The 18,963-nt window shown below is 61.9% G+C and carries 22 protein-coding genes; 9 read left to right on the top strand and 13 right to left on the bottom strand.

The features are described from left to right. Nucleotides 1–88: 88 nt before the first annotated feature. A complete protein-coding gene (locus tag PMI11_RS12430; protein WP_007817329.1) occupies nt 89–991 on the top strand; it encodes an NADP-dependent oxidoreductase in 903 nt (300 codons plus the stop codon). 23 nt (nt 992–1,014) lie between these two features. Further along, on the top strand, nt 1,015–2,226 hold the full coding sequence (locus tag PMI11_RS12425; RefSeq protein ID WP_037071232.1) for a TCR/Tet family MFS transporter: 1,212 nt from the start codon (nt 1,015–1,017) through the stop codon (nt 2,224–2,226). Here the strand turns inward: PMI11_RS12425 and PMI11_RS35975 are convergent. Together PMI11_RS35975 and PMI11_RS12415 are read right to left on the bottom strand one after the other, a co-directional pair. Beyond that, the gene (locus PMI11_RS35975; protein ID WP_007817324.1) at nt 2,217–3,146 is read right to left on the bottom strand and encodes an alpha/beta hydrolase family esterase; all 930 of its coding nucleotides are present in this window, start codon (nt 3,144–3,146) and stop codon (nt 2,217–2,219) included. The two genes, PMI11_RS12425 and PMI11_RS35975, sit on opposite strands and share 10 nt — an antisense overlap. A gap of 169 nt (nt 3,147–3,315) precedes the next feature. Next, the gene (locus PMI11_RS12415) at nt 3,316–5,097 is read right to left on the bottom strand and encodes an adenylate/guanylate cyclase domain-containing protein (RefSeq protein ID WP_007817322.1); all 1,782 of its coding nucleotides are present in this window, start codon (nt 5,095–5,097) and stop codon (nt 3,316–3,318) included. A 259-nt stretch (nt 5,098–5,356) separates the two neighbouring features. On the opposite strand from PMI11_RS12415, the gene PMI11_RS12410 reads away from it, so the two are divergent. Both PMI11_RS12410 and PMI11_RS12405 read left to right on the top strand, forming a co-directional pair. After that, nucleotides 5,357–5,989, top strand: coding sequence for a DapH/DapD/GlmU-related protein (locus tag PMI11_RS12410; RefSeq protein WP_007817321.1), 633 nt, complete (start codon nt 5,357–5,359; stop codon nt 5,987–5,989). Nucleotides 5,990–6,021: 32 nt separating this feature from the next. Continuing rightward, complete coding sequence (locus PMI11_RS12405) at nt 6,022–6,447, top strand: GFA family protein (RefSeq protein WP_007817318.1); 426 nt, start codon at nt 6,022–6,024, stop codon at nt 6,445–6,447. 263 nt (nt 6,448–6,710) lie between these two features. On the opposite strand, the gene PMI11_RS12400 is transcribed toward PMI11_RS12405, so the two are convergent. From PMI11_RS12400 to PMI11_RS12365, 8 genes are all read right to left on the bottom strand, one after another. Further along, nucleotides 6,711–7,472 carry an arginase family protein gene (locus PMI11_RS12400; RefSeq protein WP_244430563.1) on the bottom strand — a complete coding sequence of 254 codons (762 nt, stop codon included), beginning with the start codon at nt 7,470–7,472 and terminating at the stop codon, nt 6,711–6,713. A gap of 182 nt (nt 7,473–7,654) precedes the next feature. Then, entirely contained in the window at nt 7,655–8,542 is an 888-nt protein-coding gene (copD, locus tag PMI11_RS12395) for a copper homeostasis membrane protein CopD (protein ID WP_007817315.1), read from the bottom strand. After that, the gene (gene copC / locus PMI11_RS12390) at nt 8,542–8,907 is read right to left on the bottom strand and encodes a copper homeostasis periplasmic binding protein CopC (protein ID WP_037071217.1); all 366 of its coding nucleotides are present in this window, start codon (nt 8,905–8,907) and stop codon (nt 8,542–8,544) included. Before copC ends, copD begins: the two co-directional genes overlap by 1 nt. A 139-nt stretch (nt 8,908–9,046) precedes the next feature. Further along, entirely contained in the window at nt 9,047–9,643 is a 597-nt protein-coding gene (locus PMI11_RS12385) for an SCO family protein (RefSeq protein WP_007817311.1), read from the bottom strand. Then, nucleotides 9,640–10,566, bottom strand: coding sequence for a copper uptake system-associated protein (locus tag PMI11_RS12380; RefSeq protein ID WP_244430562.1), 927 nt, complete (start codon nt 10,564–10,566; stop codon nt 9,640–9,642). The genes PMI11_RS12385 and PMI11_RS12380 overlap by 4 nt, the downstream gene beginning before the upstream one ends. 7 nt (nt 10,567–10,573) lie before the next feature. Continuing rightward, nucleotides 10,574–11,947, bottom strand: coding sequence for a PepSY-associated TM helix domain-containing protein (locus PMI11_RS12375; protein WP_007817307.1), 1,374 nt, complete (start codon nt 11,945–11,947; stop codon nt 10,574–10,576). A gap of 88 nt (nt 11,948–12,035) precedes the next feature. Further along, a complete protein-coding gene (locus PMI11_RS12370; protein WP_007817306.1) occupies nt 12,036–12,443 on the bottom strand; it encodes a hypothetical protein in 408 nt (135 codons plus the stop codon). A 243-nt stretch (nt 12,444–12,686) separates the two neighbouring features. Further along, complete coding sequence (locus tag PMI11_RS12365; protein ID WP_007817304.1) at nt 12,687–13,568, bottom strand: NmrA family NAD(P)-binding protein; 882 nt, start codon at nt 13,566–13,568, stop codon at nt 12,687–12,689. Between the two features lie 155 nt (nt 13,569–13,723). Here PMI11_RS12365 and PMI11_RS12360 point away from each other — a divergent pair, with 155 nt between their 5' ends. From PMI11_RS12360 to PMI11_RS12345, 4 genes are read left to right on the top strand one after another with little or no spacing between them, the layout of a single operon-like run. Then, nucleotides 13,724–14,284 carry a TetR/AcrR family transcriptional regulator gene (locus PMI11_RS12360; protein WP_007817303.1) on the top strand — a complete coding sequence of 187 codons (561 nt, stop codon included), beginning with the start codon at nt 13,724–13,726 and terminating at the stop codon, nt 14,282–14,284. A gap of 53 nt (nt 14,285–14,337) precedes the next feature. Further along, nucleotides 14,338–14,652, top strand: coding sequence for an ArsR/SmtB family transcription factor (locus PMI11_RS12355; protein ID WP_007817301.1), 315 nt, complete (start codon nt 14,338–14,340; stop codon nt 14,650–14,652). Then, nucleotides 14,649–15,020, top strand: a complete 372-nt coding sequence (locus PMI11_RS12350) for an SRPBCC family protein (protein ID WP_007817299.1) — start codon at nt 14,649–14,651, stop codon at nt 15,018–15,020. Before PMI11_RS12355 ends, PMI11_RS12350 begins: the two co-directional genes overlap by 4 nt. Before the next feature lie 47 nt (nt 15,021–15,067). Then, nucleotides 15,068–15,688 (top strand): ATP-dependent Clp protease proteolytic subunit, encoded by a 621-nt coding sequence (locus tag PMI11_RS12345; protein WP_007817297.1) that lies wholly within the window; start codon nt 15,068–15,070, stop codon nt 15,686–15,688. A gap of 29 nt (nt 15,689–15,717) precedes the next feature. Here the strand turns inward: PMI11_RS12345 and PMI11_RS12340 are convergent, their stop codons facing one another. Further along, a complete protein-coding gene (locus PMI11_RS12340) occupies nt 15,718–16,191 on the bottom strand; it encodes a hypothetical protein (protein WP_007817294.1) in 474 nt (157 codons plus the stop codon). A 97-nt stretch (nt 16,192–16,288) separates the two neighbouring features. Beyond that, nucleotides 16,289–16,633, bottom strand: coding sequence for a YidB family protein (locus PMI11_RS12335; RefSeq protein ID WP_007817292.1), 345 nt, complete (start codon nt 16,631–16,633; stop codon nt 16,289–16,291). A gap of 184 nt (nt 16,634–16,817) precedes the next feature. On the opposite strand from PMI11_RS12335, the gene PMI11_RS12330 reads away from it, so the two are divergent. Continuing rightward, nucleotides 16,818–17,735 (top strand): LysR family transcriptional regulator, encoded by a 918-nt coding sequence (locus PMI11_RS12330; RefSeq protein WP_007817290.1) that lies wholly within the window; start codon nt 16,818–16,820, stop codon nt 17,733–17,735. On the opposite strand, the gene PMI11_RS12325 is transcribed toward PMI11_RS12330, so the two are convergent. Beyond that, a complete protein-coding gene (locus PMI11_RS12325) occupies nt 17,723–18,781 on the bottom strand; it encodes an NAD(P)-dependent alcohol dehydrogenase (protein WP_007817289.1) in 1,059 nt (352 codons plus the stop codon). The genes PMI11_RS12330 and PMI11_RS12325 overlap by 13 nt on opposite strands. Nucleotides 18,782–18,963: the final 182 nt, after the last annotated feature.

Below are 18,963 nucleotides of genomic sequence, written 5' to 3'. Positions count from 1 at the left end.
AACCTGTCCCGTGGAAGCGCACTGCCGTGCTCGTGACCACGAACGGCATGGCTGTGCCCTGCATCCGCCGCCCTGAAAGGACAAACACTTGAAAGCTGTTCAATTCAGCCGCTATGGCGGCCCCGAAGTCCTCGAAATCGTCGAGATCGAGGCACCGCATCCCGGTCCCGGCGAAGTGCGGATCGCTGTGCGCGCCGCCGGCGTCAACCCGTCCGACTGGAAGCGCCGCGAAGGGCAATATCGCGCCTTCGAAGAGGTGCGCTTTCCCTCAGGCGTCGGCGTCGAAGCCTCCGGCATCGTCGATGAGGTCGGCCCCGGTGTCTCCAGCACCTATGTCGGCGATGCCGTCTTCGGTTATGGCAACGGCACGATGGCCGAACATGCCGTCCTCACGCACTGGGTCCACAAGCCGGATGACCTGCCCTTCGAGATCGCCGGCGCCCTCCCCGTCATATCGGAGACCGCATGGCGCAGCCTCGACGAACTCTTCGTCAAAGCCGGAGAGACGTTGCTGGTCAGCGGTGCCGCAGGCGGCATCGGCTCCGCCATGATCCAGCTTGCCCGCATCAGGGGCATCACCGTCATCGGCACCGCGAGCCTGCAGAAACACGATTACCTAAGGGAACTCGGCGCCATCCCGACGACCTACGGACCTGGCCTCGCTGAACGGCTGCGGCAGCTTGCACCCGATGGCATCGATGCGGCAGTCGACGTCGCCGGCTCCGGTATCATCCCCGAACTGATCGCGATCACAGGCGATCCTGCCAACGTCCTCTCCGTCGCCGATTTCTCGGCCGAGGAGTACGGCGCGAAATTCTCCCACGGCCCGCCGAAAGAGCCGGAACGGGTGCTGGCCGATGTGGCCCGGCTCTATTCCAAGGGCCTTTTCCGCCTGCGCATCGAGCAGGCCTTTCCGCTGGAGAAGACGGCCGAAGCGCAGATCGCCAGCGCCGCCGGCCGCGTCACCGGCAAACTCGTCATTTCCCCATGAGTTCCCCAATGAACAAATCTGGCATGAACAAACCGCTCGTCGTCATCTTCACCGCCATCTGCCTCGATGCCGTCGGCATCGGGCTGATCTTCCCCATCCTGCCGCGCCTTCTTGAGGACGTGACGCAGACGCAGGACATCGCCTTCTATGTCGGCCTCATGACGGCGCTCTATGCCGCCATGCAGTTCGTCTTCGCCCCCGTGCTCGGCGCGCTCAGCGACACGATCGGCCGGCGCCCCGTGCTGCTGATCTCGCTTGCCGGTGCTGCGATCAATTACGCCATCATGGCCTTTGCGCCATCCCTCACTCTGCTGCTGATCGGCCGCGCCATCGCCGGCCTCACCAGCGCCAATATGTCGGTCGCCTCCGCCTATATCACCGATATTTCACCGGAGGATCAGCGCGCGCGCCGCTTCGGCCTGTTCAACGCCATGTTCGGCGCCGGCTTCATCATCGGCCCGGTCCTTGGCGGGTTGCTCGGCGATTACTGGCTGCGCCTGCCCTTCATCGCCGCCGCCGTACTCAACGCCTGCAATCTGCTGCTTGCCCTGTTCGTCCTGCCAGAATCCCGCACACTTGAATCCCGCACACCATCTCGCCAGAAGATCGATCTCGCCACGCTGAACCCGCTGCGGCCGCTGAAATGGATCGTCTCTATGAAAGGGCTGCTGCCCATCGTGTTGGTCTATTTCGTCTTCAGCGCCGCCGGCGAATCCTACGGCACCTGCTGGGCGCTCTGGGGCTTCGATACTTTCGGCTGGAACGGCTTCTCAATCGGCCTGTCGCTCGGCGCCTTCGGCATCTGCCAGACACTCTGCCAAGCCTTCTTGCCGGGGCCGGCAACCCGCCTGCTCGGCGAGCGCTGGTCGGTCATGACGGGCATCGCCGCCGCCGCGATCGCCCTTCTCGTCATGGCCTTCGCAAACCGGGGCTGGATGATCTTCGCCATCATGCCGGTTTTCACCCTCGTCGGCATCGGCAATCCCGCCTTCCAGGCGCTCGCCACCCGCACGGTCGAGCCCGATCGCCAAGGTGAACTGCAGGGCGTGCTCGCCTCCACCGTCTCCCTCGCCTCCATCATCGCGCCGCTCGGCTTCTCATCTCTCTATTTCGTGACGCGACAGAACTGGCCGGGCGGCATCTGGTTCTCGGTGATCGCCCTCTACGCGATCGCGGTGCCGCTGGTGCTGATGAGCACGAGAACCCGTGGTGAATGTCTCGATCATCAGCGGTGAAACTCCCTGAAGAAGTTCCACACCTCAACCGCTGTCTCGATATCGCCGCTGCATCCCCCGAACCGGGGTCCGTCTACCGGATCATTATCAGCGGAGTTGGTATCGGACTCGGCGAGACGGGGCCAGCAATGGCCGCCGTTTTCGACGCGATACAATTGAACACCCGTCCCGGCCTGACATCCGGACCATTGGACCAGGCTGGCGCGGGTCAGATCATGCGGGTTGAGATGTGGCAGCGGCGTGGCATTTTCCCCGGTGCAGCCGTCGATCCGGCGCCAGTATTCGGTTGTCTCCGGAACGGAAAGCAGCCTTCCGAAGGAGCGGATATAACCATCGTAGCGCTGCACGTCATCGCTCGTGCCGTTCACCATCATGACCGGCATGGGGTGGCCGGGCTTGCAGTCTTCGACCTGCGCTTCGTTTATCGCGCTGGCGACAGGAGCAATCGCGGCAATCCTGTCAGGAAGCGCACAGGCCAGAGTATAAGTCATCAGCGCGCCGAACGAGAAGCCCGTGGCATAGACCCTTGTACCCTCAGCAATCTTGCGGCTCACCAGATCGTCGATCATGGTGCGGAAAAAGCCGATGTCATCGACCGGCTCGCCATTGATGACGGGTCTCCTGGATTTGATATTCCAGGCACCGTCGGTCGCTTCCGGATAAAGGGTGACAAAGTTCTCGCTGTCAGCGACAGCATCAAATCCGCTGTTTTTCTGGAAATTGGCGGCCTTGTCGTCTGACCCATACATCACGATGACAAGCGGTGCGGGGTGTCCTTCCGCTCCCTTGGGAATATGCAGGATTGCGGTGCGGTCCACGCCCTGCCACTTGTAAGTCAGGACTTCATCGGCATGAGCGGCCGCCCAGCCGAGAAGAAAAAGGAAGGCGGCAAATGGCAGGCGGAGCAATGCGCGGCACATGAAACATTCCCGCTTCCTGACGAAAATACAGCGACGAACATAAGTCATTCCGTACCACTGGCAATGATCGAAAGAAGCAACGCCTAGGGACACGATGTCGCTTCTGGCGCGTCGCGGACGCGTGCGAAGTCCGTTTCCGGCTCAACAGGCCCCGCACCCAAAACCACCCTCAGCGCTCAGGCAAGCCTGCCTGCCGCAGACCTTCGGCGGTCTGGGCCGCCCATTGCGGCACCCCCTGAAACACAGGCCTCGACAAGTAGCGCACGATCGTAAAATGCGGCTCGATCTCCATGAGCTTGCCCGCAGCCCACCGGGCCGTCTTCATGTCGCCGCTCATCGCCGCCCAGGCCGCCATCATCCGGTAGCACCAGGTCACATCGGGATGTTTGTTGACGACCTCCCGGGCAATAGCGACGGCCTCGAAAAGGGAACCTGCCATGGCGAGCGATAAGGCCATCCCCATCCGCATGTTGAAGGCGAGCGGGTCTGCGGGGCTCAGCGTCAGCGCCCGTTCGAACCGCTCCGTGGCACCGGCCTCGCCCTTGTAGCTGGCAACCCAGCCATAGCGTGCCCATGCCCAGGCATTGTTTGGATCGAGCGCCAGAGCCCTTTCAAGATAGGCCGCCGCCCGCTCCTGATCGCCGCAATGGCTGAGTGCCCCGCCGACGGCGGTCAAGGCGGTCGGATCATCATCGATGGAGCCCACCGCGGCTTCGACAGACTTCAAAGCCCGCTCCAGATCCCGCTCCGGTTCCTCGGTCCAGATGTAGCCGAGATGCTGGGCGTAGCACCATGCCAGAAACGCGTGGGCCCGGCCGTAGGCAGGGTCGATCGCGATGGCATCCAGAAGCAGCGGTATTGCCCTCTCGTTCGTCGCCTTGCTCTGGCCCCAGAGATACGGGTAGGCGCGCATGACAAGATCATAGGCGCGCAGGCTGCTGGGTGGCTTGCGCTTCGACAACTCGGTTTCGGCGCTCTGGATGGCCGGATGGATGGCGCCGGTCACCTGAGCCGCGATCCTGTCCTGAAGCTCGAATATGTCCTCGGCCGCGCCCTCATAACGCTCGGACCAGAACTGCGTGCGCGTCTCGGTATCGACCAGTTGCACGGATATCCGCAGCCGCTCTCCGCCGCGTCGAACCGTACCCTGGACCACGTAATTGACGCCGAGTTCCCGGCCGAGGTCACGCACGTCGACGAAGCGTCCCTTGTAGGTGAAGGCGGACTGGCGCGCGATGACGAAGAACTCCCGAACGCGCGAGAGCGCCGCGGTGATTTCCTCCACGACCCCATCCACGAAATACTCATCGCCCTGACCGCTGAGATTGTCGAAGGGCATGACGACGATCGACGGCTGGTCTCTGCCGAAGCGCGGCGCAGGTGATGGTGATTTTGTTGACCCTGGCTCTTGCCCGGCCTCCCCGCTTTCAGCCGCCTCCTGCAGCCAGTCGACCCGAAAGACGGAAATCGGCCTCGGGATATTCTTCATAGAGCGTTCGCCAAGGCTCGTCAGCGTGAACGGCACCTTGCCATAGAGATGCTCGCGTACCGACCCGGAAATGCATATGCCTGCCGGCGGCGCCATCTCCTGCAGGCGCGCGGCGATATTGACGCCGTCGCCCAGCAGATCGTCACCCGACACAATGACGTCACCCAGATTGACGCCGATGCGGAACTCCAGGCGGCGATCCCCAGGCATGTCTTTTGGATTGATCGAGAGGCGTCGCTGGATTTCGACCGAGCACCGGATAGCCTGAACAGCGCTTGCGAACTCGGCGACAAACCCGTCACCCGCAGTGCCGAAGATGCGGCCATCATGCTCGCCCACTATTTCGGCGATCTGGCTTAGGCACGCGTTGAGAGCACGAACCGTGCCCTCCTCGTCCAGCGCCGTAAGGCGGCTGAAACCGGCAACATCGGCGGAAAGGATGGCTGCGAGCTTTCGATCCACAGCAGTGATTGCTCCGGCGGCGTATCATACCGTTGGATGAATATGCGCGGATTTTGCCAAATTCATAGAGTTTTGTCGCAAAGGGGACCGATGAACAACCACCTTTGGCATGGCGTATCGCGACGCTCCAACACCTGTGGGCCCGAAGCAGACTGAGCTTTGAGGCGCACTACCAAACCTGCCCCGATCATCGGGGCGCTCTTGCGTCACATATCCTTCACCGTTCCCGATTAGGCAGACCAAAATCCGGAGACTGCCCATGGACTCGACCGCACAGCCGAACCGCCCCAAGATCGCCGAGACCGTCATCCACCCGACGGTAAGCCTGAGGGATTCCAGCATCGGCAAATGCTGCGAAATCCTGGAGAATACTTCCCTGCACACGGTCGAACTCGGGGATTATTCCTATCTGGGGCAGCGCTGCATCGTCGGCGATGCAACAATCGGGAAATTCTGCGCCATCGCCGCGGAAGTCAGGATCGGCGCACCCAATCACCCGATGGACCGCCCGTCGATGCACCGCTTCACCTATTGCCCGGAATATTACTCCGCCGATGCCGTGCGCGATCACTCCTTCTTCGCCGAGCGAAAGGCGGACCGCGCCATCATCGGCAACGACGTCTGGATCGGCCACGGCGTCATCGTGCTTCCGGGAGTGACGGTTGGAGACGGCGCCGTGCTCGCGGCAGGCGCGGTGGTGACCAAGGACGTTGCGCCCTATACGATCGTCGGCGGTGTTCCCGCCAGGTTCCTGCGCGAGCGCTTCTCGCGAAACGTTGCGGAGAAACTTGCCGCGATCGCCTGGTGGGACTGGCCGTTCGAGACCATCATGGCACGGCTCGCCGATTTTCAGTCCAGCGATATCGAAGCCTTCTGCGAGCGCTGGGCCTAGTTTGGGAATTCATTGAGAGAGACAGGCGAATCATGAGCGACGAGAGACATGAGCATAATGCGGCCTGCCACTGCGGCCGTGTCAAATTCCGGCTCCGGCTGGCGGACGAATTCAACACGATCCGCCGCTGCACCTGCTCCTACTGCCGCATGCGCGGCGCCATCGCCGTCTCGGCCGAGCTCAAGGATATCGAATTTATCCAGGGCGAAGACAACCTGACGCTCTATCAATTCAATACCCGTACGGCGAAGCATTACTTCTGCAGGACCTGCGGCATTTATACCCATCACCAGCGCCGCTCGAATCCGAACCAGTTCGGCATCAATGTCGCCTGCATCGAGGGCATCAGCCCCTTCGACTTTCCGGAAGTGCAGGTCATGGACGGCGTCTCCCACCCCTCCGATTCCGGCACCAAAGCGAGGGTCGCCGGCATACTTCGCTTCGAGCCGACAAAGTGAGATCATGCCGGGCGAGCGCTCTTTGGTGGTGGCACCTAACAACTACAGCCGCCCTCGGGCGCCCGTAATCCAAACTTACGTTTAAGACGTGGCGGCTGACCGTATGTCGCCTTTCGATCATGTTTCCAAAAGAGCCGGAACGCCGTTCAAACAAGAAACGAAATCAGGCTCTTACCATCGAAGCCAAGCTCGCACGCCTGCTTTCAGGAGGATCCACGCAGCAGGGAGAGAAGACTGGATTCAGGACCTAAGCTGCCATTCGCTCAGTGAGAGCCCTTCGTCAAAACCGGCTCCAGGGCATCGAGCAGAGCGCTCGGTGAGACTGGCGGGCCACCAGCTTCCCACGCGTTCTGGAACTCGGCAATTTCTATCCCGACGAAGTCGTGTTCTGCGATAACCTTGCAGCAGGCTCGTACATCATCCAGCGACAAGCCGCCTTCGCATTCGTAATCTGTCGGCACGATGCCGGGCTCCAAGACATCGCAGTCGAAATGCACATAGACGGAGCGGCCGGCGATCGCGGTCCTAAGCGCAGTCGCGAGATCGGCTCCTGGTTTGATATGCGGGATGTCGTGTTTCGCGATCAGATCCAGTTCGTACGGATCGAGGTCACGTTGACCGACGAGAACGACCTGATCAAAGCTTAAACCCGCACCGAGACCGGAATCCCAAAGGCCAAGTGGCCCCGCAAGCGCCAGCCCGCCGAGATATCCGGTGGGGCTGGCCTCCGGCGGATTGAGATCGCCATGTGCATCGAACCACACGATGCAGGCCGCGGGACGGTGCTTCGCAACGGTTGGAAGGGTTGCCAGCGAGACCGCGCACCGGCTGGTGGCGGCGATCGACGCCGCGCCTGCGGCCAACACGTTGTCAAATCGGGACTGCAACTCCTTGAGCGACGGCAGTGCCGCGTCGAGCTCTTCGCGCCAACCGGCATTCAAGGCGGGCTCCGGGGTGCCGATCACGGCAGGAGAAATGCCGGTTCGGCGTTCCAATTCCTCGCCGATCGCCTTCGCACCCGGCATCGCCAGGTCGTTGTGATCTCCTGCGCGTCCCTGGAACACGGTATATTCTGCTTTTCCAGCCATCGCTTACAACCTCGCAACGTGTTGTTCCCACCCGTTTAACTGGTTTGCGTGCGGAAAGCGAGAAGGTCAGCAAGGACCGCGTTGCAACCCCATGTCGTCCCGGGTTTCAGCAGTCTGCCCTACCCCGGAAACGGCTCCAGCGTCCCGAACCAGGCAACAAGCGCGACAACACAGGCGGCGATGACGAGCTCCCCCACGGTCCCCGCCGCCAGCGCTTTCCCGGCAGCGTGAGACCGCCCCATGCGCGGCACCAGCCCATAGCGGTTGAAGACGGCAATCAGCATCATCAGCAAGGCAAGCGCGATCTTCAGGAAAAGCAGCCGCTGATACGGCACGCTCCAGTCAAGCGGCAAGCCGCCGATGATCAGCAGACTATTGGCAACCCCGGATAAAATGACCAGCGCCACCGCCACATGCCCCGCCGTCGAGAAACGGATCAGCGCTGTCAGCGCATCGGCCCCTATCGTGCTGTCGCCAAGCCGGGAAAGCACGAGCGCCACGGGGATCAGCGCCCCGACCCAGGCGCCGCCCGAGAGCAGATGCACCATGTCGTTCGCCCGGTGCAGCACCCGCAGCCACCCGTCATTCATGGCCGCATGGCCGGTCAGCGACAGGCCGCAGAGAAGAAGCGCGGAGACGACAGCCGTAGCGGCAACCTTCTGCCGTAACGGCAGCAATGTCACCACGAGGAGAAATGCGGCGAACACCGCCTGCCAGGCCCAGGCAGTGCCGACAGAGGTCCCCGTCAGCACTGAAGTCATCACATCCCCGTCCAGCCCATCCGCCCAGCCATTGCCGAGCATGGCGCAGCGCACCGGCAGCACCACCACTGTTGCAATGACAGCCAGCGCCACCGCGGCAACACGCACGGCCCGGAGCTTCGCCCAGATGCAGTCGCTCAAGCCCTCGGGCACGAGCAGCCACAGATAGGCGCCGCTGCCCCAGAGAAATAGGACAGCCCCGTCGAAGACGAAACGGCAGGCGATGTTGGCGGTATCAGGTGTCATCAGGGCTTTACGGTGAAGCTGAAGTTGCCCTCTGTCTTGTGCCCATCGGTCGAAAGCACATGCCAGTCGACCGTATAGCTGCCGGGAGCGAGCTTATCAGACACCGGCACCATCAGCACCTTGTCGCCATCCTCGAGCATGGCGTCGCCGAGTTTGATCTCTGCCTTGTCCGGCCCGGTGACGGTAACGCCGCTGAACTTGAGGTTCAGTTCCTCGGTGAAGGTGAGATCGAGTTCGCCGGGGGACGCGACGGCTGCCTTGTCGGCGGGTGCGGAGCTTTTCAGATGCGCATGCGCAAAAGCCTGGCCGGCAAGGGCGATGCTCGCGATGGCGGCGACGGAGAGAATGCGGGTCAGTTGAGACATCAGATCATGCCTTTCGGTTTCATTGGGACAGGCGATGGCGTTTGGCCCTTGCCTGGTTAGACAGTTGGAGAGCGGATTTATTCCGGGCGATGCTGCAATTTGCTGCTGGGGTTTGCGCTTTGTTCGAAGGGCCGTCATCTCACACCCCTCCGCCGAGCAACACATCACGGATCTTCGCCAGCGCCTCATCCCGATCCGTGCCGTACGGAATCAACCCCTTCAGCCGCCCATCGGCGCCGATCATCAGCAGTGAAACCGTGTGGCTCATGTGATAATTGCCGTCTTCGCTCGGCAGCTTCGACGCATGGATGAACCAGCCGTCGGAGACCTTCCTCATCTCCGCCGGCTCACCGGTAATGCCCGTGATGCGGCTGGAAAAGGCGGTGACGTAATCATGCATCACCTCTCGCGTGTCCCGCTCCGGATCGATCGAGAAGAAATAGGCCTTCAGCGCCCTGCCCTGATCGCCGAGCGTCACCAGCCAGTCGGCCACCTCGTAGAGCGTCGTCGGGCAGGCCTCCGGGCAATGGGTATAGCCGAAATAGACGAGCGCCGGATGCCCCTGGAAGATCGACTGGTTGACCGCATTGCCTCTGTCGTCGACGAGAGAAAAACGCGTGTTGAAAGGCCCCGTGCGCGGCTCCGAAAGATAGAGCGACACCATCAGCGCGACGAGCGCGCCGACGAAGACCGCACTTGCGGCAAAACCTGAAATGGCAAGGGTGCGCGCGCTCATTGGCCATGCCCCTGATGGCCGCCCTGACCGGCGTCACCGGCCTCGCCCGCCATCATGACGGTGCCTTCGAAGCTCGCAAACAGCGCCAGCACTTTGGGGTCGAGCCTGGCTTCAGCCTCCGCGAGATCCCCCGCCAGCGCCTTGGCATCGTCAGCCGAAAGCCCGGCCTTCTCCAGCGCCGCCGCGTCCCTGATCCCATCACCGCTGCAGAGAAAGACGCTCCAGCCATGATGCCCCTTCTTCAACAGCGCGCGCCCGCCCCGCTCATCCTGCTGCCAGCCGGCAATCGCCCAGTCATTTTGCACGACCACGGGCAGAATGGTCAGCGGCTTGTCCGGCCGCTCGAACATCGTCTTCAGCGTCGCGGGAATGGCCTTCTCAGGCGGCGGCCCGGACATGTCCATGCCTTCCATGCCCGGCATATCCATCGCCCCATGGTCCATGCTGCCATGATCCATGCCGCCACTGGCCCCACCGACATCGTCCAGCGGCCCGGCGATTTTTCCGACGGCGAAATCGACCGTGATCTCACCAGCCTTCTCGAAGCTCAGCACCGCCCGGATCGTCTCGCCCTGCTTGAAGGGCTTTTCGACGTTCTGGAACATCAGATGATAATTCGGCTCCAGCGTCACCGTCTGCCCGGCCGGAATGGCAAGCCCGCCCTTCAACTCACGCATGGTCATGATGCCGTTTGCCATGGTCATCTGGTGCAATTGCACGGTCTTCGCCCGATCCGAGCTTGCGGCAACAAGTCGGTCCGGCTCGCTTCCCGTATTGGTGATAACAAGATAACCGTCGCCGACCTTGGCGCCCGGCACCATGGAATGCGAGGCCGCATGGTCGATCCTGATCGTCGGCTCCTGCGCCACCGCAGCCGTCGCGATCATCAGGGCCACGAAGAGAGAAACAATCGTCTTCATCATCCCCTCCTCAGGCAAAGGCGCGCTTCAGCGGCGGCACGAAGCGGATCACCATCTGGTCGAAGGCGATCATCACCAGGATCACCAATCCGCTCATCGGAAAGGCGATGGCGAAGGCGAGCACAATGGTCCAGAGCCCGAGATAGACCGAGCGTCGCGGCGGCATGGGCGGCACTCCGAGCCTTCCCGCCGGTCGCCGCTTCCACCACATGACGATGCCGGTTACGCAGGAGAGGATGATGACGAGGCAGGTCGCCAGCATCAGCAACTGGTTGAAGAGCCCGAATTCCTGGCCCTGATGCACGTTGATGCCCCATTCGATCGCCCGGCCGAAAAAGGGATACTGCCCGAAGGATAGATCGATGAGCGGTTTGCCGGAATATTGGTCGATATGAAGCGTGCGCTCGTTGGTGAGATCGTCAGGATAGACCGCCGCCGTATAAACGCCCGTCTCGCTGCCGGGAATGGCAAGATCGAAACCCGGCGCCATGCCAAGACCCCGCGCAATCTCCACCGCCTTGTCAAGCCCGATCGGCTTCATCGACTGCGCCGCCGCAATCTCCGACAGCGGCACCGGCGCCTTCTCGACGATCCAGCCGGCCTTGGGAAGAATATCCTCCGTCACCTTCTGCGATTTCGGCACGGCATCCCACAGCTGCACCGGATAGCCGAGATCGTGGCTCGTCAGCCAGGCGTTGACATTGGCGCCCCAATAGCCGGACCAGGGCATTCCCGTCATCGCCATGAAGAAGATCAAGATACCGGCGAAGGCGCCTGTCACCGCATGGAGATCGCGCCAGAAGACCCGCCGTGAAGGCGTGCCGCGCACGGTTACTACACCACCCGTCTGCCGCCGCGGCCACCAGAGATAGATGCCGGTCACGACCAGCACCATGGCAAAACCGCCCGTGATCTCGATCAGCTTGTTGGGCAAGCTGCCGAACAGCGCAAGGCTGTGGATGCGCTTGACGACATAGTTGAACTCCTCGGTGGAGCCAACCGTATCAAGCACCTTGCCGTCATAGGGATTGACGAAGACCAACGTCTGGCCGGCATCCGAAGACACCGTGACGATCGCCGACCGGTCGAGCCCGGCCGGGTCCTTGTAGGAGCTCGCAACCGAGCCCGGGACGGCAGCCGCTGCGATATCGGCAATCTTCTGCGGCGACAGCGCCTCGCCCGAGGGCACGACGACATAGCGATAGGCAAAGACCGTATCGTTGATCTCGTCCTTGAAGAGATAAAGCGAGCCGGTAATGGCGAGATTGAGCAGGAAGGGAATGACGAGCAGGCCGGCAAAGAAGTGCCAGCGCCAGATGGCGCGATAGAGCGAAACGCCTGGTACGGCACTCTCTGCCCCCTCGGTGGCAGTGATGATAGACATGGAAGTGGATCCGAATCCTCGGCCGGCGGCGTCAACGCGGCCAGGCCATGATTGCAAGACGCATCACGGCCTTTGCCGCAATGCGGGTTCAGGCAAGGATCGGATTGGCAGGCGGGGCGCGCGGCCCGGTATTCGGCGGGAAAAGCTGGCGATGGAAAGCCTCGACGCGGCGCGGCAGCTCCACCTTGAACGTAAAGCCGATGCGCGCACCGGTGATATCGGCAGGCTGCGGCAGCACGACGGAAGCGCTGATGCGGCAGGCCTCGCACGGATTGAGATGCGCAATCTTGCCATGCTCCTTGCCGTGATCGTCGACAACGGTAACGCAGAGCGTCGGCAGCGTGCCGTCAGGCAGCACATATTGAGCAAGTGCCGCAGGGCTTAGAGCATCTTCGGCGACGGCTGGAACCTGATGCGCAAGACCGACGAAGACGAGCGCAATGGTGCACAGAATGCGCACCAGCCATTGCTCGATCCTGTCCAGACGACGTTGCATCGTTCCCCTGCGCCGCGAGGCCCCTACCTCGGTATTGAATCCGTGATAGCGGTATCCGCACGAAAGCTCAATGCGACATTCATGTCCGGACGAAGGATCATAGCGGCTCAAGGCGGTCGGATTGAATGGTGACGGATGGGACGGAAGCAAGGCCGCCCCATCCGTCGAAATCCCGCTTCACGCATCCACGTCGGTCGAATGCGCCAGTTCCGTCTGGGCATTGAAGCCAGCCGGTTGCCCGACTTAAGCGCGATCGAAGGCGGCGCGATTTTGCTCGACGAAAGCCTCCACCGTCATTGGCGGCGTTCCCGTGAACTGCTCGATGACGTTGTTGGTCCCCGCAAAGACGCCGTTGCGGCAGTCCTCGGCAATGCACAGGAAGTGCTGGATGATGAAATCGTCAAGGCCGAAACTCTTCAGGCGCGCCGTATAGGCTTCGGCAGTCGCTGGCCGGTAGCCGATCTTGCGGCCGAGCGCTTCGCTCATCCTTGCTGCGATCTCCGCCTCGCTGAGCTCCACCGGACCGAACAGCGGATAGATCTTGCCAGCATGTTCGGCCGGGTTTTCCAGCATGGCCGCAATCAGCCGCGCCTGGTCCTCGCCAGCAACAGGCGCATGCCTTCCCTCGCCATAGGGCAGCTCGATCATGCCCTCATTGGCAATGACATTGCTCACCCAGGGGAATGTCAGCCATTCGGAGAAGAAGGTCGGGCGGATATGGGCGGTCGGCACACCCGACCAGTCCAGCACGCGCTCGGCGACCCAATGGTTGCGGGCAGCATGGCTTTTTGCCACCTCGCGCGCCGAGATTTGCGACATATTGACGATGAGCTCGAGCTTTGCCCGCCGTGCGGCATCGGCAAAATAGGCCGTCACATCGATGAGATCCGGGCGGATTGGATAGCAGAGATAGGCGGCGTTCACGCCCGCGACCGCGCTGATGACGGCATCATGATCGGTCAGATCGCCGACCACGATCTCCGCCCCCGCCTCGGCGAGTGCTTGAGAACGCGCATCTTCCTTATGCACGAGCGCGCGCACCTTATGGCCCTTTTCCAGGAGGATGCGGGTCGTATGCTTGCCGGTTTTGCCTGTGGCTCCGGTCACGAGATAGGTCTTGGACATAGTCTTCTCCAGTGGTGAAAAGGGTGCAGGATTGCGCCGGAGCGAACCACAAGGCTCGCCCGTTACAAATCGCCCGCCCTTGAAATTTAGATTACGAGTGACATCTAATTAGATGTTAGATACAATCTAAATTGTCAAGGTGCTGGAGACCGGAAATGCGAAAATCAAACGAGGAAGCGGCAAGGACGCGCCAGACCATCGTCGCCACCGCAGCCGACGAGATAAGGCGTTCGGGCATTGCTGAAGCAAGCGTCGCCGACATCATGGCCGCTGCCGGCCTGACGCCAGGCGGCTTCTACCGCCACTTCGAAAGCAAGGATCATCTGGTCGCCGAAGCGCTGGAAAAGGCCGGAGACCAGGTCGCCGGAAGCATGCGCAAAGTGCGCGACGAGGCCAGCTTCGACGATGTCGTTAACGCCTATATCGAAGCCACCCGGGCCGGCGGCAAAGCCGTGCCCTCCTGCCCCATCTCCTCCCTCGGCAGCGAGCTCGCCCGGTCCGGCCCGGAGGCGCGAGAAACGGCCACCAAAGTCATCGAGGACATGTTCTCCGTCTTCAGCTCTGGCCCTGCCGGCACCAAGGCCGGCCGCCGCAAGGGAATGGCCGCCTTCGCCATGCTGGTGGGCTCACTGACTTTGGCGCGTATTGTGACCGATGAAGAGACGGCGGATGAGATTCTGGATGTAGCCCGGCAGAAGCTGCATCGGGCGGAGTGACGCGCCCATACGACACACTTGCGAATCGCATAAGTGTGTGCTTATGTGTTGTCATGATGGAACACGACATTTTTCGAGCGCTCGCCGACCCGACCCGCCGCACGATCTTCGAGAAGCTGGCGAATGGCAGCATGAATGCCAGCGCGCTGCGCCAGGGCATGGATATCAGCCAGCCGGCAATGTCCCAGCATCTCGCCGTGTTGCGGTCGGCGCGGCTGGTGCGCGAACAGAGGGAGGGCCGTTTCGTGAACTACGAGGTCGATCCGGATGGGCTAGCCCTTATCGCCCAATGGCTGGCGAAATACCGCGCCTACTGGCCGGCGCGCGTCGACGCTCTCAAGCTCCTGCTGAAGGATATGGATCAATGAACGAGGTGAAGGCCCAAGCACAGGCCGAGCAACAGCAAACCGGCTTCGAACAGAGATACGAGCTGGATGCGCCGCCGGAAAAGGTCTGGCGTGCGATCAGCATCGCCGAATTTCGCGAGAGATGGCTGCCGAAGGAAGCGCTTGCCGATCCGCAATCGCTCTCCGAGACACCGGGCAAGGAGGTTCGCTACAGATTGCGCGACGATGCCCCGCCCTTCCTGGAAAGCATCGTCACCTTCGCGATCGCGCCCAATGCGTCGGGCGGAACCAGCCTGCGGATCATCCACGAACTGACTGGCGCGACCTTCGAACGTCTCACGAGATCGGTCGCCAACAGCAACAGCCCGACCCTGATGCTCGCCGCCTGACGCGGCAAGCCTTACCCGTCACAGTCCCAAACGATTGGAGTTCGCCGATGCGCGAAGCGATGCAACTCGTCCCTATGGTCGTCGAACAATCCTCAAGAGGAGAGCGGTCCTTCGACATCTATTCCCGTCTCCTGCGCGAGCGGATCATCTTTCTGAACGGCGAGATCAACGATACCGTTTCGGCCCTCGTCTGCGCCCAGCTTCTGTTCCTCGAAGCCGAAAATCCCAAGAAACCGATCAATCTCTACATCAACTCGCCGGGCGGCGTCGTGACCAGCGGTTTTGCCATGTACGACACGATGCGCTTCATCCGCGCGCCGGTGCACACGCTTTGCATGGGAACGGCCCGCTCGATGGGCTCCTTCCTGCTGATGGCGGGCCAGCCGGGAGAGCGGTATGCCCTTCCGAATGCCAGCATCCTCATTCACCAGCCCCTCGGCGGCTTCCAGGGCCAGGCGTCCGATATGCTGATCCATGCCGAGGAAATCAGGAAGACCAAGCAGCTCATGACGCGCCTTTACGCCGAGCATTGCGGCCGATCCTATGACGAATTCGAGCAGGCGATGGATCGCGATCGCTTCATGACCGCGCAGGAAGCCCTGGAATGGGGCCTGATCGACCGCATCCTGCAGGATCGCGAAGAAATGGCGGAGGCGGCGCCGCGTTAGTCATCGGCCGCCACCCGCCAGCCTGCGTCTCAGCCACCGGCCTTCAGCGCCGTGTTGCACAGGCTCCAGTAGCCGCCGCCCTTCTGTATCCATTTCAGATCGTTGAGCGTGCCGGCATCCTTGTTGGCATGATAGCTGTCGACGCAGGTATGCAGCCGGCCCTTGGCGGGCGTCTCGCTGGCATATTTCTTGTCGATCGCCTTCGGCATGGTCACACCCTTGGGGGCCTTGACCGTCGGCTTTGCGGGCTCTTTGTCCGTCGTTGCGGCCACTGCCTTGTCATCGGCGGCATCTTCGGCGGCCGCATCCGCGCCGCAGAACTTCGCCCGGAAATCGTTCCACTTCATGTCCTTGGCCGAACCATCGGCCTTGGCAGTCTGATATTTGGCGCTGCATTCCTTCATGGTCAGCGCGGAGGCCGGAGAAACGGAGAAGGGCGAAACGAAGAAGGCGGCGGCAATCAACGCTCCGGCGGAAGCGGGCACAAGCAATCTCGCAATCATGGGATATCCTCGTGTTGGGGGCAGTTCACGGCATGCACGTCTTTGAGGCCCCAGGGTCTTGAGGCCCCAAGTCTTCGAGACCCAAAGTCTTTGAAGCCTATGAAACGGTTCCATTGGGCGTTGCCGCATCGACGGCCTTCGGCAGATGCTCGGCAAGCAGCTTGGACACATCGTCGGCATTGACGCCGAACTTGGCGGCGAGATCGCGCAGCTGATCCGACGATAGGGCCGCCTGGATCTGTTCTGCCGATACGGGAAGATTGTGGCCGGTGCCGATCCAGGATGAGACCTGCTCGCCGAGACCCGCCGAATTGAGCTGGGAGACGATACCCTGCAGCCCTCCGGCATTGTCGAATATTCTGGTTGCAACCGCGGCATAATCGACCTGCCTGCCGGCAAGCACATCAGAGAGAACACCGCCTAAGCCGTCGAAAATACTCATGGTTGCTCCTCCACCAATCAGTGGATTCTACATTAGCATGAGGTAAAATCTCTGTCATTCCGGATTTGCGAAACCGACGGCCTTCCCGCCCAAGCAGCACGCATCTTGCGGGCCTCCTCACCCCTGCCCTAGATATGTGAGCAACACCCAGCAGTCTGTATCCATTCCTGAAAGCAGATCAGAAATGAAACGCCACGATTTCGATGATCTCGCCGCCTTCGTCATCGTCGCCGAAGAGCGCAGCTTCACCAAAGCAGCTGCCCGCCTTGGCATGTCCTCCTCAGGCCTCAGCCACATGATGCGGCAGCTGGAGGAGCGGCTCGGCATGCGCCTTCTCGCCCGCACCACCCGCAGCGTCGCCACCACGGAGGCCGGCGAACGCCTGCTTCTCACCCTCCAGCCCGCCTTCGCCGAAATCAGCCGCGGCCTGCAGGAGCTCGGCCATTTCAGGGAGAAACCCTCCGGCACGGTGCGCATCACATCAGGCAAACATGCCGCCGCGTCGCTCGTCATGCCGATCCTGCCGGAGTTCCACCGCACCTACCCGGATATCCGCGTAGAGCTCATCGTCGGCGACCGTTTCGAGGATATCGTCGCCTCGCGCTTCGATGCCGGCATTCGCTTCGGCGAGCGCGTCGACAAGGATATGATCGGGCTCCGTATCGGACCGGATATCCGCGCGGCGGTCGTCGGCTCGCCCGATTATTTCGCCCGCTATCCGGCACCGAAGACCCCGCGCGATCTCGCCGACCACGATTGCGTCACCTACTACATGGCCTCGTTGGCGGGGCCTTATGCCTGGGAATTCGAGGAGGATGGCCGCGATATCGAGGTGAAGGTGTCGGGCAGCTTCATGGTCAATGATGCCGACATGATGATCGAGGCCGCCCTTTCTGGCTCCGGCCTCGTCTATATCTTCGAGGATTTCGCCGAGCAGCATATCGCAAGCGGCCGGCTGGTCCGCGTGCTCGAGGATTACTGCAAACCCTTCTCTGGCTATTCCCTCTATTATCCGAGCCGGCGACAGATGCCGCCGGCCCTTTCGGTGTTCATCGAGGCCCTACGCGCCATTCCGAAACGATCAGGATCTCAAGCTGCCTGAGCGGCCGGCATCGTCGCCATGTCGATGACGAAACGGTAGCGCACGTCGCCCCTCTCCAGCCGCTCGAAGGCCTTGGCGATGTCCCCCATTGCGATCATCTCGCATTCCGGCAGGATGTTCTTGCGGCCGCAGAAATCCAGCATCTCCTGCGTCTGCTTTATACCGCCGCTCGGCGTACCGGCAATGCGCCGGCGCCCCATGATCAGCGGCAGGTTGCTGAATTTGGGCGTATCGACCAGCGACCCGGCAATCACCAGCGTGCCGTCGGAATCGAGCGTGTTGAGATAGGGGCTGAGATCATGCTCATAGGGAACGGTATCGATGATCACGTCGAAGGCGAAGGCGGCTGTCTCCATCTGCGCCGCATCGGTCGACAGCAGCACCTTGTCGGCGCCAAGTTCCCGCGCCGTGCCGATCTTGCCCTCCGAACGCGTCAGCACCGTCACTTCAGCGCCGAGTGCCGAGGCAAACTTCACGGCCAGATGCCCGAGCCCGCCAAGCCCGATCACGCCCACCCGGCTGCCGGGACCGACATTCCAGGTGCGCAGCGGCGAATAGGCGGTGATGCCGGCACACAGCAACGGCCCGACGCGTGAAAGATCGAGCCCGTCAGGCACGCTGAGAACGAACTCCTCGCGCACGACGATATGATCGGAATAGCCACCATAGGTCGTCTCGCCGGTCACCCGGTCCTGGCCGTTATAGGTGACGGTGACGCCCTTGTAGCACATCTGCTCTTCGTTGCCCCGGCAATTGGGGCACTCCATGCAGCTGTCGACGATCGTGCCAACGGCAACATTGTCGCCCACCTTGAAGCGCGAAACGCTGCTGCCGACGGCCGACACCCGCCCGACGATCTCATGCCCCGGCACGACGGGATAGGCCGAAAAGCCCCAGTCGTTGCGGGCCATGTGCAGGTCCGTGTGGCAGACCCCGCAATAGAAAATATCGATCGCCACGTCCTCGGGACGCAATTCCCGGCGATCGAAGGAGAAAGGTTGCAACGGCGTGTTCGCATCGGTTGCGGCAAATCCGGATGTTCTCAATGGCTTATCCCTCGCAATGCTGTTGGAAATTTGATGGACGCGATCAGGCGCCTGAGGGGATATAGCGTCCGCAGATTATCCGGATTAGCGGCAGGATGCCGGAAAGGCTTGTGAGCTGCGTTCAGCAATCTGACGCGGTGGATGATCCGAGGCTATCCTTCGCAAGGCGGTGTCGTTGATCG

The sequence above is a fragment of the Rhizobium sp. CF142 genome, from assembly GCF_000281145.1.
Lineage (GTDB): Bacteria > Pseudomonadota > Alphaproteobacteria > Rhizobiales > Rhizobiaceae > Rhizobium.
Note: the sequence above shows the minus strand (reverse complement) of the source record. Positions and strands in the feature narration are given on the sequence as shown.